Raw genomic sequence first — 22,939 nt, forward strand, 5'->3', positions numbered from 1 at the left:
GAAGGAGTACATCGTGCACAGCCACCACAACGGCCTCAAGACGGCCGCTCTGCTGGGTCTGCTCACCGCCATGATCCTCACCATCGGGTACTGGCTCGGCGGGGGCGGCGGCCTGGTGTTCGCCGTCATCCTCTCGCTGGCTCTCAACGCCGGCACCTACTTCTTCTCCGACCGGATCGCCCTGCGGTCCATGCGGGCGCGGCCCGTCAGCGAGGCCGAGTTCCCGGAGCTGTACCGGATCGTGCGCGAGCTCGCCACGACCGCGGGACAGCCGATGCCGCGGCTGTACGTCAGCCCGGCCCTGCAGCCCAACGCGTTCGCGACCGGGCGCAACCCGCGCAACGCCGCGGTCGCGGTCACCGTGGGGATCACCCGGCTGCTGGACAGCCGCGAACTGCGCGGCGTCATCGGACATGAGCTCTCCCACGTCTACAACCGCGACATCCTGATCTCCAGCGTCGCCGCGGCGCTCGCCGGGATCATCACGATGGCCGCCCAGCTGGCGATCTTCCTGCCGCTCGGCGGCTCGGACGACGACGACGGCCCGAGCCCGGCGTCGCTGCTGCTCATGATGATCCTCGCCCCGATCGCCGCGTCGGTGATCCAGCTCTCGATCAGCCGCAACCGGGAGTACCAGGCCGACGCGTCCGGCGCGACCCTGACCCGCGACCCGCTCGCGCTGGCCAGCGCGCTGCAGAAGATCCAGTACGGCGCACAGCGGGCGCCGCTGCCGGCCGACGGCCAGCTCGCCGGCTCGGCGCACCTGATGATCGCCAACCCGCTGCGGGCCGGCGGCATCGCGTCCCTCTTCTCCACGCACCCGCCGATGGAGGAGCGGATCAGGCGGCTGCACCACCTCGCCGCGGTCACCGGCAACGGGGCCGGCCGCCCCTGGTGACGTCCGTGACAGGACGACGAATTCAGATGTGCGGAGCGCTCACCGAACGTTAGGTTCGATGAGCGCTCCCGCTCGTTACACCCCCACCCAGCTTCGGAGGCAGGACCGGATGGCCGCGTTGCGTCAGTACCTTGGCGTGTGGCGGATGCCCGGCGGCCGGGTCCTCCTCATAGTCGGCATCCTCGCCCGCCTCGGCATCGGCATGACCCCGCTCGCCCTGCTGCTGCTCGTGCAGCGGGCCACCGGCAGCTACGCCGTCGCGGGCCTGGCCGGCGGCATCTACGCCCTCTCCGGCGCCGCGATCAGCCCGGTCGCCGGCCGCGTCGCGGACCGGATCGGCCCCTCGCCCGTACTGCTGGCGACCGCGATCCTGCACCCGCTCGCCCTGATCGGCCTCCTGCTGGTCAGCCGCAGCGGCGGCGCGAGCCTCCCCGCGATCATCGTGGCCTCGGCGCTGGCCGGCGCGACCTACCCGCCGCTGACCGCGGCGATCCGCCGGGCCTGGACCGACGCGACCGAGGTCGGCACCGGCCGGCACGGGCTGCGCTCGGCCGCGATGGCCGCCGAGACCTCCCTCTTCGAGCTGGTCTTCGTGCTCGGCCCGATGCTCGTCGCGGCCCTCATCGTGATCACCCACGACCCGGCGTCCGCGCTGATCTTCGCGGCCGTCGTCACCTTCGGCGGCACGCTCGCGATCGCCTGGCTGCCGATCATGCGGCACTGGGTACGGCACGAGGACGCCGACACCACCCGCGGTCTCGGCCCGCTCCGGGTCGGCGGCTTCCCGGCGCTGCTCGCCTGCGTCGGCGCGCTCGGCATGGCGTTCGGCGCGGCGGGCGTGATCGTCCCCGCGTACGCCGCGCAGCACGGCGGCGGCGACGGGCTCGGCGGCGTCCTGCTCGGCGTCTGGGGCATCGGCAGCGCGATCGGCGGCATCTGGTTCGGCACCCGGCGGCCCGCGATGGCGCTGCCCCGGCAGTTCGCCTGGCTGCTCGGCGCGGTCGCGCTCAGCTTCCTGGTGCTCGCGTTCATGCCCGGCCCGCTGTCGCTCGGCGCGGCCCTGGTCATCGGCGGCGCCACGATCGCACCGGCGCTGACCGTGGAGAACAGCCTGATCGGCCGGATCGCGCCCGCGGGGATGCTGAACGAGGCGTACACCTGGGCGGTGACCGTGACGGTCGCGGGCAGCGCGGCCGGCGGCGCGGTGGCCGGGGCGCTCGCCGACCGGCCCGGCGGCCTGCCGTGGGCGTTCGTCTTCGCGGCCGCGGTGCTCGGCATGGCCGCGCTGGTCGCCGCGGTCCCGGCGGGCCCGATGGCCCGCGCCGACGAGCTGGCCGCGGCCCGCATGCGCGCGGCGATGGCGACCTCTCTCTGACCGCCGATATTGGCGGTGCGGTCCGGGCGGTTTGCGCCGTTCGGGGCTGGAGAGGTCTCGGTCGCTCGGTTAGCCTGACGGGCATGGCGAGGGAAGTCGTGCCGCGACCCGGTGTCGAGACGATGCGTGCGGCGGACGCCGACCGGCACAAGATCGCCGAGGAGCTGAAGGCGGCGCTCGACGAGGGCCGGCTCTCCCTCGGCGAATACGACGACCGGGTGAGCGAGGCCTACGCGGCCCGCACCTACGCCGACCTGCTCGGCCTGGTGGCGGACCTGCCGAAGCCCGGCCTGAGCGCGGCCGAGGTGCACGCCCGCCGCCTGGCCGAGGCCCGCCGCCTGGCCCGCAAGATGCCGCTGGCGCTGCAGGTCCTCTGGACCATCTGGGCGGCGATCGCGGCAGTCAACCTGATGGTCTGGTTCGTCGTCGAGGTGACCACCACCGGCCACGTCTACCCCTGGCCGATCTGGGTGCTCGTGCCCGGCGCCGCCCTGGCCGCCACCACGGTCGGCGTCCAGTCGATCCGCAGGCAGCGCCGCCGCTGAGACGTGTGGCGCAGCTCATGGGCCGGCGGCGGGTGGCGCCCGGCGCCGGCGACGTAACGTCGGATCCGTGGTCATGAGTCGGGTACCCCTGTCCGTGCTGGACCTCGCCACCGTCAGCGAGGGGCACGACAGCGCCGACGCGCTGCGCGGCACGACCGAGATCGCGCGGACCGCGGACGACCTCGGATACTCCCGCTTCTGGGTCGCGGAGCACCACAACATGCCGGCCGTCGCGTCCACCTCGCCGCCGGTGCTGATCGCGCACGTTGCGGCGAACACCAGCCGGATCAGGGTCGGCTCCGGCGGGGTCATGCTGCCCAACCACATGCCGTTCGTGGTGGCCGAGCAGTTCGCCCTGCTCGAGGCGCTGCATCCCGGCCGCATCGACCTCGGCATCGGCCGGGCGCCCGGCACCGACCAGGCCACCGCCGCCGCGCTGCGCGGCTCGCCGCACCTGACCGTCGAGCAGTTCCCCGACCACCTCGCCATGGTGCTGGCCCTGCTCGGCGACGACCGGGTGTCGCCGAACCGGGTCAGCCGGCTGCGGGCGACCCCGGCGCCGCGGACCTTCCCCGACGTCTGGATGCTCGGCTCGTCGACCTACGGCGCCCAGGTGGCGGCCGAGCTGGGGCTGCCGTTCTGCTACGCGTACCACTTCGCGATGAGCTCCGATGTGGACACCGCCGCGCGGCTGTACCGCTCGGGCTTCAAGCCGTCGCCGCGATACCCCGAACCGCACCTGATGGTCAGTGCCTCCGTGCTCGCGGCGGAGACCCGGGAGGAGGCGCAGTTCCTGGCCGGGCCGAGCCGGATCGTCGCGCTGAGCCTGCGTACCGGCCGCCTCGGCCCGATCGTCTCACCGGAATCGGCGGCGCGGCAGGAACTGTCCGAACTCGACCGCGACGTCCTGGACCACCTCCCGGGCACCCAGTACGCGGGCACCGCCGACGACGTCGTCGCGGGCCTCGACGCGCTGGTGGAGCGCACCGGCGCGAACGAGCTGATCCTGGCCGGCGCGGCCTACGACCCGGCGACCAGGCAGGACTCGCTGGCCCGCATCGCCAAGGCCTGGGGCCTGCCGAATTGAGGTGCGCCGCGCACGGCTCGTGGCACAGGATGGGGCATGACTTGGCACATCACCGACAGCGTCGACGACTTCCTCGCCGGCGCCGGTGAGTTTCTGCGCGCGCACCCGGTGGAGAACACCCTGCTCCTGACCGTGAGCGAGACCGTGCGCGAGCGTGGGCCCAACGCCTTCGGCGACCAGCCGCCGATCTTCGGCTGGTGCGACGGCGGCGCCTTTCTGCGTACGCCGCCCCGCGCCGGCGTGCTCAGTGCGATGTCCCCGGCCGCCGCGGCGGAGCTGGCCGGCCGGCTCGACGGCGTGGCGCTGCCGGCCGTCGCCGGGCCCGACGCGGTCACGGAGGCCTTCGCCCGGGAGTGGCAACGCCGCACCGGCGCGACACCGCGCGTCGCGGGGCGCATGCGCCTGTTCCGCCTCGGCACGCTGGCGCCCCCGACCCCGCCGGCGCCCGGCCGGGCCCGCGTCGCCGGCCCCGGCGATCGCGGCCTGCTCGTCGACTGGACGGACGCCTTCATGCGGGAGCTCGGCGAGCCGACCGACGCCGCCGGCGAACTGGTCGACGACCGGCTCTCGTACGGTGGCCTGCGGCTGTGGGAGGTCGACGGCGAGCCGGTGTCGATGGCCGGTGCCTCCCGCCGGGACGCCGGGATGGTCCGGGTGCTGTCGGTCTACACGCCGCCCGAGCACCGGACCCGCGGCTATGCCGGCGCGGTCACCGTCTCCGTCAGCCAGGCCGCCCTGGACGCCGGCGTGAGCGACGTGGTGCTCTTCACCGACCTGGCCAACCCGACCAGCAACGCCCTTTACCAGCGAATCGGCTACCTGCCGATCGAGGACCGCAGCGTAGTGGAGTTCGCCTGATGAGCAATGCCGTCGTTCTGCAGGTCAACCTTGCCGTACCCGAGAAGAGCAACGCCAAGCACGTCGGCACGACCGGCATCAACAAGCAGCCGGTCGACCATCCGGTCGCGGTGCGGGCACCGGGGCCGAAGCGCACGGGACTGCACAGTGGCCTGGTGGGTGACCAGATCTTCGACACCGAGCACCACGGCGGTGACGACCAGGCCGTCTACGCGTACGCCCGCGAGGACTACGACTGGTGGGAGGAGCGACTCGATCGCAAGCTGCCGAGCGGCATCTTCGGCGAGAACCTGACCACGGCCGGCCTCGACGTCAACGGCGCGATGCTCGGCGAGACGTGGCGGATCGGCGACGAGCTGGTGCTGCAGACCACCTTCGGCCGCATCCCGTGCGCGACGTTCCAGTGGAAGATGGCCGAGCCGCAGTGGGTGAAGCGCTTCGGCGCGGAACGCAGGCCGGGCGCCTACCTGCGCGTGGTCCGGCCCGGCAACGTGCAGGCCGGCGACCGCATCGAGATCCTCGACCGCCCCGGCCACGGTGTGAGCGTCGCGGACGGCTTCCACGCCTGGCTGCACGAGCCGGAGCGGCTGCGCGGCTACCTGGACCTGGAACTGCCGGAGACCCTGAAGGACGAATTCCGGCGCCGCCTCAAGATCTAGCCGAACGCAGTAGGGTCCCGTCGTGACCTACACCATCGACGAGGGCAGCCGGCAGGTACGGCAGTTCGTCTGCCCGTGCTGCCACACCGAGGCGGACCGGACCTGGGCCTGGATCCACGACGGCGACGGCGCGCTCGGCGTCTACTTCGCCAGCTGCTACCACCACAACGGCGTGCACGAGACCTGGATCGACGCGATCCTCGGCACCTGGGGCGAGAACCGGGTCGACGACCACCTCACGTTCGGCTGCCGGGTCGGGCCCGTCGACAATTCGCCGGCGCCCGCCGCGACGCTCGTCGACGGCGGCGCCGTCACCCCCGACGACCCGATGTTCGGCCAGAAGCTCACCCGCGAGCAGGGGTTGAAGCACCCCCGGCTCCCCGAATTCTGGAAGGTCGTCGACACCGTCCTCGAACACGACGCCCTGGTCCGCCGCCACCTCTACGGGTGACTACGCCCGGTTGACGCTCAGCCACGCGGTCGCGAAGTCGACCGCATCAGGCTGCGACATCAAGTGGGCTGTCGCGCTCCCGACCCGGCCGACCACCGCGGCGCCGGTCTCCTCGAAGTCGGCACCGAGCCGCTCGAAGTCACCCTCGTCGGCATCGACGTCGAGCCAGGTCGTCCACCGACCCGTACCGTCCGGCTGCCGGACCGACGATCCGGTGACCACGCGCGGCGGCGAGGCCTGCCGGTACTCCGCGAGATGCAGCGAGGTGTTCGAGCCGTGGCCGCAGCCGAGCAGCAGCACCTTGCCGCCGAGCCGGTACACCGCGCCGAGCGGCGAGGTCTCGCCGAACGCGTCGTCGAGCCGGTGCCCGCCGACGATCTCGGCGGCCCGCCCGCCCACCGCGGCGAAGGAGACCTGCGGGTGATCGCTGCGCAGCGCGCCCGGCCACGTGCGTACCGTCTCGGCGATGACGCCCATGCCCCGGCTCGGGGTCCGCGCCGGGTCGAACGGCGGGGTCTGCTCCCGGATCACCGGCCACCACGCCTCGGGGACGGGCGGACGCGACCACCCGGCCGGGTCGGTGTTCTCGGACGTCTGCGTCGGCACGACGAGGGTGCCGCCGGGCCCGAGCACGTCCAGCAGCGCCTGCACGACCGCCTGCGATCCGCCGGCGACGAACCCGAGGCTGCGGATCGACGAGTGCAGCAGCACGACGTCGCCCGCGGCGACACCGAGCGCACGCAGGTCGGACGCCAGGGACTGGACGGTGTGCGGTGCCGGCTGATCCATTCGGCGCAGTGTAATGACGTCCGCTCACTAGCATGGTGATGACTGCTATGCAGGGAGGACACCGGCGTGGGCTTCACGGACGAAGAACGCGATGCGATGAAGGAACGGGCCAAGGAGCTGAAGGCCCCACGCGGAAAGAAGGCCGACGCGACGGCGGCGGTCCTCGCGAAGATCGCCGAGCTGTCGGCAGCCGACCGCGCCCTGGCCGAGCGGGTGCACGCCATCATCACGGCCGCCGCGCCGGAACTCGGCCCGAAACTCTGGTACGGCATGCCCGGGTACGCCAAGGACGGCAAGGTCGTCTGCTTCCTCCAGCCCGCCGACAAGTTCAAGACCCGGTACGCGACGCTGGGCTTCAACGACATCGCGGAGCTCGACGACGGCACGATGTGGCCGACCGCGTACGCGCTGACGGAGCTGACCGCCGAGGCCGAGGAGCGGATCGCCGACCTCGTCCGGAGGGCGGCCGGCTGACCCCTATGACGTTGCTTGAGGGTTCAGCGCCTGGTCCTGGGCAAGGCCCATGGATTTGCTGCCTCTGGCGAGCAGGAACAGCCCGATGCTGATGACGCACGCCGTGACCAGGCTCCAGGGATCGCCGAGGACCAGCCGGACGACGCCGTACCCGATGAGCGCGATCGTCGTCACGAGTGCGACGCGGTAAACCCGATTGGCCGTCTGGCGCGCCGTGAGCAGGGCCGAACGTGCAATCGTCCGGCCGTCCAGCGTTCGGCGAACGCGGAGTGTCGCGACTACGAGAACGATGGCGGCGATCTCCAGCACGGCCCCGCCGACCGCCAGCGGCAGCCCGGCGAGCTCGCCGGCGGCCACGAGGCTGATGCCGGCGACGGTGAGGAACGTGGTCAGGATCAGCATGATGACCAGGGCGGTGGTCATGCGTCTGCCGGCTCGCCGCATGAGTTCTGGATCGGGTACGTGGACGCGGTCACTCATGGCATCTCCCTGCGGCCCGGCCGACGGTCATGACGTGCGAAGGTGCCAGTTGGTGGTCTTGTCGCCCGCCTCGTCGGGAGTCATGCTGCCGTCGGCGATGACGTCGTTGGTCGAGCGCGGCCAGTGCCCCTGGGGGAAGCCGTCGTTGTTCTCGACCCGCTGCAACAGGTCCTTGTACTGACTGGAGACCGCGGTCAGGTATGTGATGGCCGCGGTGATCACGGCGGTGAGAATGCCGAGCACCTTCAACGTGGAGACGCCGGCCCCGGCGGCCGCGGGCGGCGCGCCGACCCCGGTGGAGGCGGCGGCTCCCCACCCGGTGAGTTCGATGATGAACGGGACGATCGCGGCCAGCACCCCGAGCCAGAACGCGATGATGCCGCCGGCGACCTTGGTGAGGGCGTCGTCGATGTCGGCGGTCGCCGCGACGATCGCCGCCAAAGCCTTGCCCTGGTCCGGGAGGGTGCCGAGGTAGGCGGTCGCAGCCGGCCCCTGCCACCGTTCGTCGATGTCGCTCTGCCCGGTGGTGGCCTGGGAGATCAGGTCACTGACGGGCTTGCCGACGCCCTTGACCCAGTCGGTGCCGTGATTCCACAACGTCCAGGGCACACCGGGCCGGGTGAAGAACTTCCCGATCTCCGAGAGCACCCTCTGTACGAGGTCGACGAACCTGTCGAGCAGGTCCGCCACGTCGTCCCAGAGCGGGCCGAGCCACCGCCCGAAGCGGTTGCAGGCGTCGACGATGTCGTTGGTCAGATCGCCGATCTTCTGCATTCCCTCGTCGACCCGGCGCAGCACGTCGTTGAACTCGCCCTCCGACAGCGGCAGCGCTGCTCCCATCACGGTTCCCCCGGTCAGTAGATGCCCGTCAGGCGATGCACGGCGTTGTTCTCGTCCTGCTCGTAGCCGTCGGCGGCCTCGTGCAAGGCCGTGGACAACGCGAGGAAGTTGGCGGCACCTTCGTTGAGCAGCGTGTACAGCCGCTGCTGCAACTGCTGATACACCTCAGCAAGGCCGAGCTGGTCAGCGATATACGAAAAGTGCAGGGCGCTCAACTCGAGCCGGGCGGCGACGGCAGCCGCGTCGACCAGGTTGTCCTTCCCGGCGGCCCAGATGTCAGCGTCCTTGCGCAGCGCCTGGATAGCGGCCTTGATCTGCTGCTCAGTCGGCGGCATGACCACCCCTGGTTCGATCGTCCGGGGCGACCGCGGGCAGACCCAGCGTCGCCAACAGGGCGGCCGGGCTGCCGCTGAGCCGATCCAGGTCGGGGAAGGGCCACCGGCTGGTCGACTCGCGGGCGAGCCGGTCCACCACGGCGTACCCGTCGATGATCGCTGCGGTGATCGCCGCGCCCAGCTCCCTGTCGCCGACCTCAGCGAGCCGCTCGTCGTCGACGGTCAGGTCGGTCAATTCGCCGCCCCCGCTGAAGGAGGCGGTGACGTGCCCACTCGGATCGCGGCCGGTCACCACAGCCTCGCGGCGGGCTGCTGCCTCCCGCACCACATCGTCAAGCCGGTCGGTCGCCTCTTGAAGCAGGTGCCACAACCGGCGGATCGACTCGTGGGACCCGAAATCTGCCGGCCCTGACCCGGCGCCGGCGCTCGGCATCGAGCCTCGATCGTCGAGAAGAGAGCCGGCGTCGGTCCGGCCGATCTCGGCCGCCCAGGTCTCCGACCTGCGAATGCCGGCTTCCCGATATGCCGCCAGCACCGCGGCGGGCAGGTCCCCGGGACTGATCCGGGTACGCCAACGCGGATCAACCTCCACGAACGCGACCCGGCCGAGCGTTCCCAGCGCTACTCGCACCTGTTCGGACGGGTCCCTGCCCGAGGCCTCGGTTACCGCCGCCTCGGCGGCCTTCAGCTTGCCGGCCAGGGCTGCGGCATCCCGTTCCAGGCCTCTCAGCTCAGGGAAGAACCCGAGCTGCGCTTCACCAGTCGGCTCCGCCACCGAGAACTCCGAACATGACTAGACCAGAGCCCACCGTAACGGACCAGCGCTGACAGCCGCAGCCCCGAGCGAGCAGGCCTCCCGACCCCGACTTCCCCCGAGGAGGCAACCAAGATCGTCTCTATGATGCGCATACCGGGCCGGCGATCCGGGTCACGCTGCCCTGGTCGGCGATCAAGGCGGTGCGTCGGGCGCGCGGCCAAATCCTGCTTTCGCACGGCGGACTCCCCAACGGCAAGCGCCGGATGTCCAGCATCCCGACCGCCGATCTGACCGCGACCGAACGGGCCCGGCTGCTGGCAGTCCTGCGTTCGCGCGGTGCGGCGCTTACCAACGCGCCCACCACTTGAGCTCTTTCGGCGTGACGACGGCTTGGCTCGCCGAACAGGCGGAACTGCCGATGAGCGGACCGCTCGGTCGGACTCACTCTTGGGGGCCGTCTCCCGTTCGCGGCGAGCGCTCGCGACTCAAGTACCGAACCGGCTTGCCGAGCGACTCCGCGTAGGCGATCTCCCGTCGGGTTGACTCACCTAAATAGCCGCCCGGATCCACGATGTACACCTCGTCAGCCATGCGAATCTTTTGGAAGTGCACGTTGCCAAGCCGCCCCTTCAGGTCCGAGCTGTCGACTGTCCAGTCGTAGTCCGGCAGATCGGGGAGGCTGAACATTCCGAGGCTGACCACGACGCAACCTTCCATCGTGAGCCGCTGGTTAACCTCCGCGAACTCAGCTTCGAACTTGGTCGAGCCACAGAGCGTGACGACCTTCGCCACCCCCTCGGCCGGCCGCGGCGCCTGCTGGTCCTCCATACGGTTCATGATCGGTGAACGGGCTGCAAATGCAAGCCTGTTGACGGCAGCCACACGCCACCCGTCGTCCTCCGCCACCGTGATCAGCCACGGATGCACCTCGCTGTACCGCTGGCTTGCCAAGGGATTCCCTCATTTGCTGGTTGGCCGCCTGACACGTGACTGCTACTTTCCGTGTTGCCAACTGTGCGTATAGCGATCATGGCGGCGGGGGAGGTCTGGGAGTGTTCGGGGTGGATTTGATCGTTGCGGCGTTGGCGGCGGGTGCGACTGCGGGGGTGTCGGGGGCGGCCACGCAGGCGATGTCGGACACGTATGGGCTGCTCAAGCAGTTGATCCGGCGCAGCTTCGGTGGGCGGGAGCAAGCTCGGGCGGCGTTGGAGGCGCAGGAGACCGAGCCGGGGGTGTGGCAGGCACTGATTGGTGGGGACCTTCAGGATTCAGGGGCGGCATCCGACGAGCAGATTCTGAGCGCTGCGCGGGAACTGCTGTTGCTGGCGGATCCGAAAGCAGCGGCCACGTTCAACATCAGTGGCACGGTGAACGGCGCGGTCGGGCAGTTCCATGGTCCGGTCTCATTCGACCAACGCACCCAGGCTCCGCCGGACCCTTCGTCGCCGGCAGCCGGACAGTAGGCCCAGCGGCTGCCGGAGGTCCGCCACCTGGCGTCGGGTCGGCGGGTGCGGTGGGTGTCTTTCACGGTCCGGTCAGTATCGGTGGCCGGTCCTCGGTGCAGTGGCCGTTGCGGGTGGGGGCGGTGCCCCGGCTGGCGGCCGGTCGTCAACCCCGGCCGGCGGATGGGCTGCTGGCGTCCGCGGTCGCTGCTGGCCGGACGGCGGTGGTGTGTCAGGTCTTGGCCGGGATGGGCGGGGTCGGCAAGACCCAGCTGGCGGCGAATCTGGCTACCGGACTATGGGCCGCGGGGCAGGTAGATCTGCTGGTGTGGGTCACCGCTACCAACCGCACCAGCATTGTGGACGACTACGCCCGGGCAGCGGCTGAGATCAGGGGCACAGGCGACGACAGCGACCCTCGGCGGGCGGCGCACTGGTTCCTGGACTGGCTGGCCGCAACCCCGGTGCGGTGGCTGGTGGTACTCGACGACCTGACAGATCCTGCCGACCTGGCCGGATGGTGGCCGCCGGACACCCGATCCGGACGGACAGTAGTCACCACCCGGCGCCGTGACACGGCCCTGTTGGCCGGGCGGCAGGTGATCGACGTCGGGGTGTTCACCACAGTGGAGGCACGGGCCTACCTCGCTGGGCAGATCGGCGACGACGCGCACCGTTTCGAGGAAGCGGACCAACTCGCGTCGGACCTCGGGTACCTGCCGATCGCCCTCGCTCAGGCCGCTGCCTACCTGCTGGACCTGGGTCTCACCTGCACCGGATACCGCACGCGGCTACACGAGCGCCGTCTCGGCCGGGTCCGCCCCGACACTCTGCCCGACGAGCAGCAACTCGCGGTCGCCGAGACCTGGGATCTGTCGATTCAGCTTGCCGACACTGCGACTGAGGGACTGGCAACGCCAATCCTGCGGCTGGCGGCACTGCTGGACCCCAACGGCATCCCTACCAGCCTCTTCACGGCCCAGGCCGTCGTGGACATATGCCGCCAGCAGAGCGGGGAAGATGCCGATGCCAACGATGTCGTCGACGCCATCCATGTTCTGCACAGGCTTAGCCTGGCCGACACGACCCGCGATCCGGACACGGGCGTCACCTTGATACGAGTGCATGCCCTTGTGCAACGTGTCGCCGCGGAGACCACGCCATCCGATCAGATTCAACTGCTCGCTCACTCCGCCTCTGAGGCACTGATAGCAATCTGGCCGGAATTCGAACGCGATTCCACCACCACGCGGCTCGGCCAACTCCTACGCGCCAACACCGCCGCACTCACGATCGCCGGTGGTGAGCACCTGTGGCACACCGGCACCGGCGAACCCGGCATCCGCAGGGTGTTGTTCCGGGCAGGCGACAGTCTCGGGCAGGTGGGGCAGGTCGCCGCCGCTCGCGACCACTACCAGTTCCAGCTTGCGAAGGCGCTGGAGATACTCGGTCCCAACCACCCGGAAACCTTGACCACCCAGCGCAGCCTCGCCTATTGGCGGGGTGAGGCCGGGGATGCGGTCGGGGCTGTCGCCGCCTTCGAGCAGGTGTTGGCTGATGTTTTGCGGGTGCTGGGCCCGGATCACCCGGACACCCTGACCACCCGTCATGACCTCGCCTATTGGCGGGGTGAGGCCGGGGATGCGGTCGGGGCTGTCGCCGCTTTCGAGCAGGTGTTGGCTGATGTTTTGCGGGTGCTGGGCCCGGATCACCCGGACACCCTGACCACCCGCCACGACCTCGCCCGGTGGCGCGGTGAGGCCGGGGACACGGTCGAGGCTGTCGCCGCTTTCGAGCAGGTGTTGGCCGATCGGCTGCGGGTGCTGGGCCCGGATCACCTGGACACCCTGACGACCCGGCACCACCTCGCCCATTGGCGGGGCGTGGCCGGGGATGCGGTCGGGGCTGTCGCCGACCTCGCGCAGGTGTTGGCTGATGCTCTGCGGGTGCTGGGCCCGGATCACCCGGACACCCTGGCCGCCCGGCACAGCCTCGCCCATTGGCGGGCTGGGGTCGGGGATGCGGTCGGGGCTGTCGCCGCTTTCGAGCAGGTGTTGGCCGATCGGCTGCGGGTGCTGGGCCCGGATCACCCCCACACGCTGGAAACCGTCAACAACCTAGCCTTCTGGCGGAGGGTGGCCGGGGATCCTGCCGACGCCGGTGCGGAGCAGCAGCCGTAACGAGACAACGCCAGGCTCTGCCTGCCTCGCACCTGCCTGCCTCCAAACGAACGACCGAACCCAATATGCGATCTGCTTCGGATCGAGCGGATCGAGCGGTCTACTGCCGAATTGAGATTGACCGGGACGGGCTTGTTGCCGAGCTGGTCGACTACCTGGCCGGCATCGGCGAGGCGCCCGCAGCCGGCGCGCCGGCCGCGCCGATCCCGGTTGCCCGTCGATGCCGGTCCGCGACGACGAGGACGACGACCCGGACGCCGACAAGGACCTCGAGTACGCGCCGCCGCCGGTCGATCCGGACTGCCGCCGGACGAGGATCCGCACGAGCCGATCACCCTGCCGGCGCGTCCGCGGATCCCACCCGACCTGGAGCCGGCGGGTGGCGCGTGCCGCATGACCGGCTCGACGATCGCCCGCCGCATCCGCCGGGCCGCATCCTGGCCGCCCGGCGGCCGGGGCGCCACCGTCAGCATCCGATGCCCGTACTGCGGGCTTATGCGCCCGGCCCGGCATTTCCGCCGCAGCGCCCTCGGCTGCCGCCCGCGTATCGGCAACGGCTGATCACTCACCCTCGCACGACACGCTCGAACATCACGCAATGCGATGCGCGCTGGTGGGCATTTCACGCGCTTCACGGACTTCACCCGCAGGCCTTTGAGGTGCATCTACGCGTGCGCGTGCAAGCCTCCGTGAAATCCGTGAAGGCTCTCGATCATGTACAGAAAGTGATGCTGATGTTGTCATGGGTTTCCGGCTCGCCCGCCGCGGAGCCGCCTACGAGTTCGGCCGGCGCTTCTGGCGTTGGTTCACCACGTTCGAGATCATCCGATGGGCCATCCGCCGGGTCCTGCCGACCCTGCTGATCCTCGCCGTCCTCGGCGCCGCCGTCTAGGTCGCCGTCCGTACCGCCGCGTGGTGGATGCCGCGCATCCCCGCACTGGCCGCCATCGCCGGAGCCCTCTTCGTTCTCACCCGGCTCGCCTACCGCTACCGGTGGGAACTACGCGCCGGAATGCCCCGCCTCGCCGCATCCGTGGTCGTCGGGCTCGCCGGGTTCCTCGGCGCCGCCGTCTATTGGCTGCGCTGACCCGGGGCCGCCTGATGAAGATCCGCCTCTACCCGAACCGCGACAACCCCGACCAACTCCGCGTCTACCTCGACGCCTACCTCCCGCCCGATCACGACCTGCCGGAGGACACCCGATGACGACCGCAACCGGAAACCCTGAAGGCCGAGTTCCGCCAACGCCTGAAGATCTAGGCGCCGCTTCCGGTGCTCGTCGTCGGCAGGGGTTGCGACCCGCCTGCGGTCTTCATAGAGTCGATTCCACAACGGGGCTAACGGGGATTCCACAGTGGCGACTTCCAGTCCGCCATCACTAACGGTCAATGTCAATTGTCGGCAGAACGCCGCGACGACCTATTCGGTATCTGACTCATCTCCGGCGGGTTGCCGACCCGCCAAACGACCGACACCTGTCATCGAGCGGGCGCGGCGTCTTGCCGTGCCGGATTTTCGGCCCGACGGAAACGGGGGAGGTGTTGACATGATCCGGTGGTTCAAGGCGCGCTTCGCACGCAAGGCCCTTGGGGGCACTTACGAGTGGGAGTGACATCGATGACCGGTGGCCGGTGAGCGCCGCGGCGCTCACCGGCCACCGCCGGCCACCCGGAGGAGACATTGGCGATCGTGACGCCGCCGGTGCAGGCGAACCTGTCCCGGGCCGACCTGATCAAGGAGTACAACCGGGACCGGCTCGGCTTCCTGCTGAGCGCGGTCCGCCGGTACGGCCCGGTGGTGGAGCTCAGCCCCGGCACCGTGCTCATCGCGGACGGTGAGATCGCACAGGACGTGCTGCGACGGACCGACCGCGACTACCTGAAGGACCGCGACCGCGCGTGGCGTCCCATCGACGGCCGCCGCGGCAGCGACGCGCTGGAGAGCTGGCTGTCCGCGCGCCGGTCGCTGCTGTCCGCACTCTCCGGCGGCCTGGTCGCCGAGCACCTGCGCTGGTATTCGGCCCGGCTCGAGGCGTTGCTCGACACTTGGGCGACGCGGGGCCGCACCGACGATCCGCTGTCGCCGCTGGTACGACTCGACACCGACGCCTTCCTGCGGCTGTGCTCCGGCCCGTCGGGCCGACCCGACCAGCGCGCCGGACTCGCCGCCGCCGTGGAGGAACTGCTGGACTCGCTCAGGCCGATCGTGCGGTCATCGTACGAACTGCCTTGGTTCCTCGAACTGCTGACCGGGCGCCGACGCCGCGCCGCGCGAGCCCAGCAGCGGCTCGAGGCGCAGATGGGAGTGCTTGTCGACAGCCCACCGCCGGGAGGGCTCGCCGAGATCCTGCGCGACGCCGGTGTGCCCCGCGAGCCGCTGGTCCGGATCCTGGTGTCGGCCTCCGTCGCGGCCCGTTTCGTCCCGGCGGCCGCGAACGCGTGGACGTTGCGGGCGCTGGCGTTGCACCGGCCGACCGGCGAGCCCGCACACATCGTCGACGAGGTGCTCCGGCTGTGGCCGCCGACCTGGCTGATCTACCGAGCCACCCACGCCGAGGAGGTGAGCGGCCCATGGCGGTTCCCGGCGCACGCGGCGCTGATGATCAGCCCGTACGCGATCCACCGCGACGAACGCCACTTTCCGGACCCGGCCGAGTTCCGCCCCGAACGCTGGCGCGACTGGCGTCCTCCGGCGGGCGCCTACCTGCCGTTCAGCGGCGGCCCACGCTGGTGCGTCGGTACACACCTGGCCAAGGCGCAGCTCGTCGAGGCCGTCCGCGTGTTCCGCCGATACCGACTGGCAGCCGACTCCGGCCCCGTCGCCGCCGACACGACCGCCACCCTTTACCCCCGCGGCCTAACGCTCCGCGTCGACCGTGCGCACGCCGATCAAGCCGGCTCCTCAGCGGCGGCCGGTGGGTAATCGCATGCACTGTCGCCCGGAAGCGTGCGGTGTTCTCTGGCGCTCTCAAGTACGCGGTTGAGCTACGTCTGCTAGAGGTACACCCGCTGTCTCTCGTGAGCTGGGTGGCTCCGAAGCACAGAGACGAGATCGACCGGAAGGCGGTGGTCAATCCCGAGCAGGCCCGCGCCCTGCTCGCCGCCGTGCGTGCCAGCGTTCCCGAGCTTGAAGCTATGTACTACTCGGCCATGCGGCCCGAGGAAATGCTCAACCTCCGCGAGGACGAGTACGAACGCCCGACCACGAAGGGCGGATGGGGCATGCTGCACCTCACCGGGTCAACGGTCGCGGTGGGCAACGGGTGGGGCGACGCCGCGGGCACGATCGAGCGCCGTGGCCTCAAGCACCGGGCCGACTCCGCAACCCGGGATGTCCCCGCGCCACCCGCGCTGGTGGCCCTGCTCGACCACCACCTTGCCGAGTACAAGCCGTCGAAGGACGGCCGGCTGTTCGTCACTAGGCGCGGCCCCGGCGGCCGGTTCGTGCCCACGCTGGGCCAGCCGATCCCAAGCAACACCTACGGCAAGGCATGGCGTGATGCCCGTGAGGCCGTTTTGACACCCGTGCAGGTCCGCTCGCCGCTGGCCCGGCGCCCGTACGACCTCCGGCATGCCGCCGTGTCGCTCTGGCTGAACTCCGGGGTCCCGGCTACCCAGGTCGCCGAGTGGGCCGGACACAGTGTGCACGTCCTCATGCGGGTGTACGCGAAGTGCGTCTATGGCCAGGACAAAGCGGCCCGCAGACGGGTTGAGGCGGCTCTCACGGCGGCCGACGCGCCGGTGGGGGAGCGGCCGGTCAAGGCAGCTTGATCGGCGACACGTATGCGACACGACCAGTGAGATCAAGCGGTCTTGAGTGAGATCAAGTGGGACTGACGAAAGAAGCCCCTCGCTGCTGTTTTAGCAGGTGAGGGGCTTCTTTTGCCTGTGGTGGCGGGTAGAGGATTCGAACCTCTGTAGCTTTCGCGACGGATTTACAGTCCGCCCTGCGCGTAGCCTCTGAGCTGCTGAAACAGGGGAGATCCGCCGGACCTGGGCACGTATTGGGCAGGCGGCCAACCATCCCTGTGTTTCGGCGACCTCTAGCCCCTACCGCAACAGCGCGGGAGCGGCCCGGTCGAAGCCCACGGGAACCGGGGTCGGCCGCTCGTACTACCCGACCCCGGCTCCTACGTCAGCTCATCAGCCTGGACACCGCCTCCACGACCTTCGCGGCAATGTCAACTACGGCAACCCACATCGGCGCGCCGGACACGAAAGCCTGCCGACCGCATTGCGTGCACGTCGACCCGTTTCGAGTGCCTTTACGCTTACGTTCTCTTACCATCGCCTTGTCTCACCTGGCCTTTTGCTCTTCAGCGGTCATCTGGGGCACTGGGCGGGCAGTCGTTGCACCGGCTGCCCGCCCTTCCACGCGTCTCGTTCCGATCTCGCCGACCTCGACAAGTTGCGTGGCTTGGATTCCAAGATTGACAGGACCATTACCCCTGGTCAAAGCGCCTTCCGTAACCTCTGTAGCGGTATGAGAACGACGCTTGCTTCGGGTTGCATGGCACGGTTGCTGCGGAGTATCGGTAAGGCTGTAGCGGTGGAACGCCGAGCTACTACCTAGATCTAAGCCACCTTTAGAGCGGTGTTAGCCTGAGCTAGCGCAGGAAAGTTATAGGAAGAAGTTCTGTACCCCCAGTACCCCTAGTACCCCACGTACCCCTATAACCCCCGTACCCCTGGTTTCCCCGCTGCAAAGGTCATTGAGTTGCCGAACATCGCCACCAGCAGTCCTACGCCGGAGGGCCGGCGTCGCCTCGAACGTGCAGTCGAGCGTTCACAACGGCGCTCGGTCTCGTTCTTCCCGAGCTTCTACAGGGACGACAGTCTCCAGAACGTTCCGCCACTTGCTCAGCTGCTCCGCGGTGGTCATGGCGGCGAAGTCCGGCTGAAGCTCTACATGACGATGAAGATGCTCGCTACGAGGGCGCCGCACGACATCCGTAATACCCCTGCAAGAGTGTGGGCGTCGATGCTCGCGCTCCCAGATCCGGATGTGAATGGGGCAAGACGCATTTCAGATGCCTTAAGCAGCCTGGAATCTGCCAATCTCGTCCAGCTCGAACGCCGGCCAGGGATGCCCCCAACGATTACAGTCCTAGAAGCTCCCGTGCAGGAAGTAAGTCTGCGGACCAAGAACTGGTGGGTCAACATCCCGATTGGCTTCTGGTCATACGAATGGATTTACCACCTATCCGCCGGGGCGGTGGCGCTTATCATAATTACGCGTGATATGCGAAGCAATCTTGATCCTAGTCAGCCCCCCTGGCTTTCTGGGCGTGACAGAAAACGCTATGGAATATCCGACGACACATGGACGAGAGCGCGTAAAGAACTTGAGGAGTTGGGGCTCCTCAGTATCACGCGCGTTCCGCAAAGTCGTGATCTCGATTACCGCCGACTGCGCAATACCTATTGGCTGGATATCGAACAACTGGATGAAAAAATGCCGGTTCGGTAGAGGACTTGATCTCCTTCTGGTCGGGAGGATGGGGTGATGTGCACCCTTGGCACCCCCGCTGCGTGTCAACTCAGCGTGGATAAGTCGGAGGTGGCGTTTCGGCGATTGTGATTCGCATTTCATCCGGATACCCTCGGACCGCGGCCCACGGTCAAAGGAGCGGTAACATCATGGCGCAAAGCCCCGTCGAACTCATGCTAGAAGATCTCAAATCCAAGTTTGAGGTGCAGCAGGTGTCGTCTGCTTTCACGCGGCTGTACGATGATCAGGAATTCGGGCATATGTTCGCGGTGCTCCATATGCTGCTTAACAAACACTTTGAGGAAATCAACGACCGAGCCAGGACTTCCCGCCACTACTGGGCGGATCCTAGCCGCGAGCTCATTGCTCTCATTGACGACTTAAACCAAGACCTCGCCGACCTGAAGGCGGCCGGCATCCAGGTTGCGCTAGATGACAGGTATCGGCAAGCAATTGAGCGCTGTGTGCCTTGGTTGGCCATGGGTGGCGGCAGTAGGGTGCCTGACGATTTTGAACCCATCGCTTTGATTAAGCATGAGCCAGTCTTCAGTCGGCCGACGACCGTGAAGCTTCGAAAGCGCGACACGCAACCAAAACTGAAGATGGAGGGTGAGGGCAGTTATGCGATTGTCTACTCCTATGTAGATCCTGACTACGGCAAGAAATTCGCGATCAAACGCGCTAAACCGACTATTTCGGAGCGGGACCTTTTTCGGTTTAAGCAGGAATTTGAAATCATGAAGCGGCTCAGCTTCCCTTACATAGTGGAGGTCTATAGCTACGAAGAAGACAACAACCAGTACAGGATGGAGTTTTGTGACGAGACTCTTAGGCATTATATTGCAAGGCGGAACGGCGACCGGTCTTTCTCTTTCTCCTCAAGAAAGCGCATCGCCCTGCAGTTTTTGTACGGCATCCACTACATCCACACGCAGGGCCTGTGGCACCGAGACCTGAGCTTGCAGAACGTCTTGCTGAAGGTCTACGTCAGCGGCGCTGTATTAGTGAAGCTGTCTGATTTCGGGCTAGCTAAGGATCGATCATCGAAGTTCACTAGAACGCAGACAGAGATGCGAGGCAGCATACGCGACCCTCTTCTGGCGAGCTTCAAGGAGTATGGGGAGACAAACGAGATATATTCAGTCGGATGGGTTCTGTCGTATATCTTCACGGGGCGGGACTCGCTAAAGTCGGGTGACGACGAGGTGAGTCGCATCGTCCAAAAATGCACCGCAAACGAGGCCAGTAAGCGATACGCAACAGTTCGCGAGGTAATCGAGGTCATTGAGCGGCTCGAAGCGAGTCCCACGGACGCTCCTGCCTGAAATGTGGAGCTGCAGGCAGGTGGAGGCTTACTCGGGTTAGAGGGCAGGCGAGTTACCCCGCGTGCGGCCACGGGCCGCGCTCAGCCGGCGAAGTAGCCCACGCATGGCCTACATGGCCGTCCTGACTTGCCTCACGCCTCAATTCTCGCGGACGTTGTCCGTCTTGCTCTGCCACCAGACTCCTGGAGCGATCTCCACGAGCGTCGCGTCGCGGCGGGCCAGCTCGCGCATGATCGAGTAGCCGAACGTCAGATCCTCATCGTCGCGCACGTCGATCTCGGGCTCCCCGACGACTTTCTGAGTGAGATACCAGCGCATCCGTCAAGCCTTCCTGCACATGTGCACCGCCTTGGGTTCTTCAGGTTACGCAGGTAGCTGTCCTAGGTAAACTTCCTCGGTAAGCTTCGCGGGTACCTAGCGTGATCACGTGGGCCGCAAGGGGAAGCTGTACACGACCGGAGATGTCGCCGACCTGCTCGGCGTCACCCGGCAGTACGCCTATTCCCTCACGCGCCGGAAAGGCTTCCCGGACTCGTACGACGAGTGGGAGAACGGCATCACAGTCTGGCGAGTGCCGGACGTTCAGGCGTGGCTACGCGAGAACCGCCCCGACGTCAACGCGGACGAGACCTAGCCACGTTCGTCATCGTCCGAGGCCGGGCGATCACCGGCACGCGTCGACCCGTACGTGGCCACCGCACCACGGATGCGGCCGGACCGCTGCGATACGCCATCCGCTGTCCTCGGCCCGGAGAATGAAGACCCACGGGTGTTCGGTGCCCTGCATCGACATCCCGCGTTCCTGCCACCACACCGCCCGGACCGGCACGGTTACCCGAGCGACCTCGTCGCCCTGGTCCTCAACGTCGAAGTGCGGACCCCATTCGAGCTTGTCCGGTGGCGGGTCCGTGCGCTGCATGTCCTTGATCAAGGATTCCCATTGCTGGACTAGGTCGTCACGCTCCCTCGTGATCAGGGCGTGCGTCAGCCCGATCCGCTCTCTGAGCAAGAGCTGGTTGAGGTAGATGTCCACCGCCTCGACGGCAGTGGCCGGCGGGTCGCCTTGCTTGTCCGTGTGGTCGAGGAACGCAGCAACGGGTACGGCGGCCCCCAAGCCGCAGCACAGGAAGCCGACCATGAGGCAAACAGCGAGCGCCCACCGCCGTCGGAGGCTCCACCCAGCTACGAACGACCCGCGCGGTAGCGGTCGGCGGATCTCCCCGGTGATCATCCCGGCACGATAGGCGATCTTCAATCACGAGCCATTCCTAGCCGGCCGATTAGTAGGCAGACCGGGTGCTCAGCCTGTTGCCCGTTCGATCAGTGCATTAGCGATTGCCCCCATGCTGTCGATCACGACGTCTGCCCCTGCCTGCCGGAACGTTGCAGCCTTCGCCGGTCGGTTGGCGTAGCCGATGCTCCGAACGCCAGCGATGCGGCTGCCTTCGATGTCCGAGAGGGAGTCGCCGACGAGAATGGTTCGGTCCGGCGATATGCCGAGGGCACATACGGCGTGCAGGATCGGTTCGGGGTTGGGCTTCATCCGTCCCGGCTCGGCGTACGCCCGACCCACGACCGGCGACACGTACGACGCCAGGCGGTGCGCTGACAGGTACGCGGTCACTGCCCCCGCCGAGTTGTTGCTGACCACCGCCACGGGCAGTCTGGCCTGTCGGGCTGCGACGATCACCTCCCGGCCATACGGCGTCGGTTCGGCGCTCTCGACAGCACGCAGCTCGGCCGCGCACAGCGCATCCTCCACCGCCCGGGTGACTGCCGGATCTCCGGCTGTATCAGCCCAGCGCAGCACCTCAAGCGGGTCCGGCTCGGTCGTTAGGCCCGGCGGCATCGCGACCCCTCGACGTTGCAGCATGTCGACCAACTCCGCGGCGACCTTCGGGGCCGGGTAGCCGGCGAAGATGCTGCACACCGGACCGTCGAAGTCGAGCAGGACGGCGTCCACCTCGGCGAGCAACCGGGCGAGGTCGGCGCTCATCCGTCGTACCGGTAGGCGATCGTCGACCACATCGAGTCGAACCACTGGCGGGACGCTTGCACGAACTGGGTGCCGTGGGACGCGTCGTCCTCAGTCACGGCGTAGTGGAACAGCGGCACGTCCTTGCCCATCAGGTCATAGATGGCCGTGGGCTCGCCCTTGATCGAAACGGTGCGCTCCACAACGGGGTAAAAACCGTAGAACACTTCCTCGCCGTTGATGATGTAGAGCTTGAACAGCGGCGACGCCCGGTGCATTCGGACCTCGACTGTGGTGGAGCGGACCAGGCCGAGGTCGCCCAGCTCGGCGACCTGATCGATGATCCCGTCTGCGGCGCGGCGGGTGATCCGCTCAGCCCGCTCCCGCACGGCCGGATCGTCGGCCTGGGTCTCAGCGCGTGCGGGCAGCGCCATCGGCGCCGTCATGTCGGAGATCAGGACCCGTACGGCAATCGTCTCCGGAGCGAGCCGGCCGCTGCGCACTTTGTCGAGGGCCTCGGCAACCGCGTCTCGTAGCGTCTCGCCGGAGAATCCCGCGAAGTCGATCGTGACGTGCGCCCGTTCGAACGCGGCTTCGATGTGCGGCCGCAACTCCACCGCGAGCTGCGTCTGTGCGCGGACAAAGGCCCCGCTGCCCTGCCGGGTCACGATCAGCCGTTCCGTGCGCAGGATCTCTAGCGCGCGCTTAACCGTCTCCCGCGCTACGCCATAGCGGGTGGCAAGGTCCGGCTGCGACGGAAGCTTGTCGCCCGGCTGGAGGCGACGCGTGAGGATCGCCGCGCGCAGCTTGTTGGCGATCTGCTGCGACGCCTGCTTGGGGTCATCGGGGTCTAGCTGGCCCAGGAAGTCGAGATTCTCGGTCACCGCTACACGGTATCGCTGACTAGCCAAGTTAGGGAAGTTCTCGTTTAGACCTTGACCTGACTAGTCAGGTCGGCTTACGTTGATCTCAGCCAGCC

At 68.2% G+C, this 22,939-nt stretch carries 28 protein-coding genes; 18 read left to right on the forward strand and 10 right to left on the reverse strand.

What is annotated here, in order from left to right; translation table 11 throughout:
• Positions 1-13: 13 nt before the first annotated feature.
• The 7 genes from htpX to ACIBSW_RS27500 all read left to right on the forward strand — a co-directional run bounded on the left by htpX (position 14) and on the right by ACIBSW_RS27500 (position 5,873).
• Complete coding sequence (gene htpX, locus ACIBSW_RS27470) at positions 14-898, forward strand: zinc metalloprotease HtpX (protein WP_354728927.1); 885 nt, start codon at positions 14-16, stop codon at positions 896-898.
• A 109-nt stretch (positions 899-1,007) separates the two neighbouring features.
• Complete coding sequence (locus ACIBSW_RS27475; protein WP_354728925.1) at positions 1,008-2,273, forward strand: MFS transporter; 1,266 nt, start codon at positions 1,008-1,010, stop codon at positions 2,271-2,273.
• An 83-nt stretch (positions 2,274-2,356) separates the two neighbouring features.
• Positions 2,357-2,818 carry a DUF1707 domain-containing protein gene (locus ACIBSW_RS27480; RefSeq protein ID WP_354728923.1) on the forward strand — a complete coding sequence of 154 codons (462 nt, stop codon included), beginning with the start codon at positions 2,357-2,359 and terminating at the stop codon, positions 2,816-2,818.
• Positions 2,819-2,891: 73 nt separating this feature from the next.
• A complete protein-coding gene (locus tag ACIBSW_RS27485) occupies positions 2,892-3,905 on the forward strand; it encodes an LLM class flavin-dependent oxidoreductase (protein ID WP_354728921.1) in 1,014 nt (337 codons plus the stop codon).
• 36 nt (positions 3,906-3,941) lie between these two features.
• Positions 3,942-4,763 carry a GNAT family N-acetyltransferase gene (locus ACIBSW_RS27490; RefSeq protein WP_354728919.1) on the forward strand — a complete coding sequence of 274 codons (822 nt, stop codon included), beginning with the start codon at positions 3,942-3,944 and terminating at the stop codon, positions 4,761-4,763.
• Positions 4,763-5,422, forward strand: a complete 660-nt coding sequence (locus tag ACIBSW_RS27495; RefSeq protein WP_354728917.1) for an MOSC domain-containing protein — start codon at positions 4,763-4,765, stop codon at positions 5,420-5,422. Before ACIBSW_RS27490 ends, ACIBSW_RS27495 begins: the two co-directional genes overlap by 1 nt.
• Positions 5,423-5,444: 22 nt before the next feature.
• The gene (locus ACIBSW_RS27500; RefSeq protein WP_354728915.1) at positions 5,445-5,873 is read left to right on the forward strand and encodes a hypothetical protein; all 429 of its coding nucleotides are present in this window, start codon (positions 5,445-5,447) and stop codon (positions 5,871-5,873) included.
• Here the strand turns inward: ACIBSW_RS27500 and ACIBSW_RS27505 are convergent, their stop codons facing one another.
• Positions 5,874-6,662 (reverse strand): AAC(3) family N-acetyltransferase, encoded by a 789-nt coding sequence (locus ACIBSW_RS27505; protein ID WP_354728913.1) that lies wholly within the window; start codon positions 6,660-6,662, stop codon positions 5,874-5,876.
• Positions 6,663-6,758: 96 nt separating this feature from the next.
• Between ACIBSW_RS27505 and ACIBSW_RS27510 the strand changes: the two genes are divergently transcribed.
• A complete protein-coding gene (locus tag ACIBSW_RS27510; protein WP_354728935.1) occupies positions 6,759-7,136 on the forward strand; it encodes a DUF1801 domain-containing protein in 378 nt (125 codons plus the stop codon).
• A 3-nt stretch (positions 7,137-7,139) separates the two neighbouring features.
• On the opposite strand, the gene ACIBSW_RS27515 is transcribed toward ACIBSW_RS27510, so the two are convergent.
• The 5 genes from ACIBSW_RS27515 to ACIBSW_RS27535 form a co-directional block, all read right to left on the reverse strand.
• Positions 7,140-7,616 (reverse strand): hypothetical protein, encoded by a 477-nt coding sequence (locus tag ACIBSW_RS27515; RefSeq protein WP_354728911.1) that lies wholly within the window; start codon positions 7,614-7,616, stop codon positions 7,140-7,142.
• Between the two features lie 27 nt (positions 7,617-7,643).
• A complete protein-coding gene (locus ACIBSW_RS27520; protein ID WP_354728909.1) occupies positions 7,644-8,456 on the reverse strand; it encodes a hypothetical protein in 813 nt (270 codons plus the stop codon).
• 14 nt (positions 8,457-8,470) lie between these two features.
• Positions 8,471-8,791 (reverse strand): hypothetical protein, encoded by a 321-nt coding sequence (locus ACIBSW_RS27525; RefSeq protein ID WP_354728907.1) that lies wholly within the window; start codon positions 8,789-8,791, stop codon positions 8,471-8,473.
• Positions 8,778-9,566, reverse strand: a complete 789-nt coding sequence (locus ACIBSW_RS27530) for a YbaB/EbfC family nucleoid-associated protein (protein ID WP_354728905.1) — start codon at positions 9,564-9,566, stop codon at positions 8,778-8,780. Before ACIBSW_RS27530 ends, ACIBSW_RS27525 begins: the two co-directional genes overlap by 14 nt.
• A 423-nt stretch (positions 9,567-9,989) precedes the next feature.
• On the reverse strand, positions 9,990-10,499 hold the full coding sequence (locus ACIBSW_RS27535; protein WP_354728903.1) for a hypothetical protein: 510 nt from the start codon (positions 10,497-10,499) through the stop codon (positions 9,990-9,992).
• Positions 10,500-10,609: 110 nt separating this feature from the next.
• On the opposite strand from ACIBSW_RS27535, the gene ACIBSW_RS27540 reads away from it, so the two are divergent.
• From ACIBSW_RS27540 to ACIBSW_RS27580, 9 genes are all read left to right on the forward strand, one after another.
• Positions 10,610-11,011 (forward strand): hypothetical protein, encoded by a 402-nt coding sequence (locus ACIBSW_RS27540; RefSeq protein WP_354728901.1) that lies wholly within the window; start codon positions 10,610-10,612, stop codon positions 11,009-11,011.
• A gap of 122 nt (positions 11,012-11,133) precedes the next feature.
• Positions 11,134-13,170: a tetratricopeptide repeat protein gene (locus tag ACIBSW_RS27545; RefSeq protein ID WP_354728899.1), complete on the forward strand. Its 2,037-nt coding sequence runs from the start codon at positions 11,134-11,136 to the stop codon at positions 13,168-13,170.
• Between the two features lie 220 nt (positions 13,171-13,390).
• Complete coding sequence (locus ACIBSW_RS27550) at positions 13,391-13,567, forward strand: hypothetical protein (RefSeq protein ID WP_354728897.1); 177 nt, start codon at positions 13,391-13,393, stop codon at positions 13,565-13,567.
• A gap of 345 nt (positions 13,568-13,912) precedes the next feature.
• The gene (locus ACIBSW_RS27555) at positions 13,913-14,062 is read left to right on the forward strand and encodes a hypothetical protein (RefSeq protein ID WP_354728896.1); all 150 of its coding nucleotides are present in this window, start codon (positions 13,913-13,915) and stop codon (positions 14,060-14,062) included.
• Positions 14,063-14,089: 27 nt separating this feature from the next.
• Positions 14,090-14,257, forward strand: a complete 168-nt coding sequence (locus ACIBSW_RS27560; protein ID WP_354728894.1) for a hypothetical protein — start codon at positions 14,090-14,092, stop codon at positions 14,255-14,257.
• Positions 14,258-14,859: 602 nt separating this feature from the next.
• Entirely contained in the window at positions 14,860-16,092 is a 1,233-nt protein-coding gene (locus ACIBSW_RS27565) for a cytochrome P450 (RefSeq protein ID WP_404799471.1), read from the forward strand.
• A gap of 104 nt (positions 16,093-16,196) precedes the next feature.
• Positions 16,197-16,940, forward strand: a complete 744-nt coding sequence (locus ACIBSW_RS27570; RefSeq protein ID WP_354726783.1) for a hypothetical protein — start codon at positions 16,197-16,199, stop codon at positions 16,938-16,940.
• A gap of 946 nt (positions 16,941-17,886) precedes the next feature.
• On the forward strand, positions 17,887-18,639 hold the full coding sequence (locus tag ACIBSW_RS27575) for a hypothetical protein (RefSeq protein ID WP_354726785.1): 753 nt from the start codon (positions 17,887-17,889) through the stop codon (positions 18,637-18,639).
• Positions 18,640-18,809: 170 nt separating this feature from the next.
• Positions 18,810-19,985 (forward strand): protein kinase family protein, encoded by a 1,176-nt coding sequence (locus tag ACIBSW_RS27580; RefSeq protein WP_354726787.1) that lies wholly within the window; start codon positions 18,810-18,812, stop codon positions 19,983-19,985.
• Positions 19,986-20,123: 138 nt separating this feature from the next.
• On the opposite strand, the gene ACIBSW_RS27585 is transcribed toward ACIBSW_RS27580, so the two are convergent.
• The gene (locus ACIBSW_RS27585) at positions 20,124-20,303 is read right to left on the reverse strand and encodes a hypothetical protein (RefSeq protein WP_354726788.1); all 180 of its coding nucleotides are present in this window, start codon (positions 20,301-20,303) and stop codon (positions 20,124-20,126) included.
• A gap of 109 nt (positions 20,304-20,412) precedes the next feature.
• Between ACIBSW_RS27585 and ACIBSW_RS27590 the strand changes: the two genes are divergently transcribed.
• The gene (locus ACIBSW_RS27590) at positions 20,413-20,619 is read left to right on the forward strand and encodes a helix-turn-helix domain-containing protein (RefSeq protein ID WP_354726790.1); all 207 of its coding nucleotides are present in this window, start codon (positions 20,413-20,415) and stop codon (positions 20,617-20,619) included.
• Between the two features lie 30 nt (positions 20,620-20,649).
• Here the strand turns inward: ACIBSW_RS27590 and ACIBSW_RS27595 are convergent, their stop codons facing one another.
• From ACIBSW_RS27595 to ACIBSW_RS27605, 3 genes are all read right to left on the reverse strand, one after another.
• On the reverse strand, positions 20,650-21,123 hold the full coding sequence (locus ACIBSW_RS27595) for a hypothetical protein (RefSeq protein ID WP_354726792.1): 474 nt from the start codon (positions 21,121-21,123) through the stop codon (positions 20,650-20,652).
• A 162-nt stretch (positions 21,124-21,285) separates the two neighbouring features.
• Entirely contained in the window at positions 21,286-21,981 is a 696-nt protein-coding gene (locus tag ACIBSW_RS27600; RefSeq protein ID WP_354726794.1) for an HAD-IA family hydrolase, read from the reverse strand.
• The gene (locus ACIBSW_RS27605) at positions 21,978-22,844 is read right to left on the reverse strand and encodes a GntR family transcriptional regulator (RefSeq protein WP_354726796.1); all 867 of its coding nucleotides are present in this window, start codon (positions 22,842-22,844) and stop codon (positions 21,978-21,980) included. Before ACIBSW_RS27605 ends, ACIBSW_RS27600 begins: the two co-directional genes overlap by 4 nt.
• Positions 22,845-22,939: the final 95 nt, after the last annotated feature.

The sequence above is a fragment of the Actinoplanes sp. NPDC049668 genome (genome assembly GCF_044465445.1).
GTDB lineage: Bacteria > Actinomycetota > Actinomycetes > Mycobacteriales > Micromonosporaceae > Actinoplanes.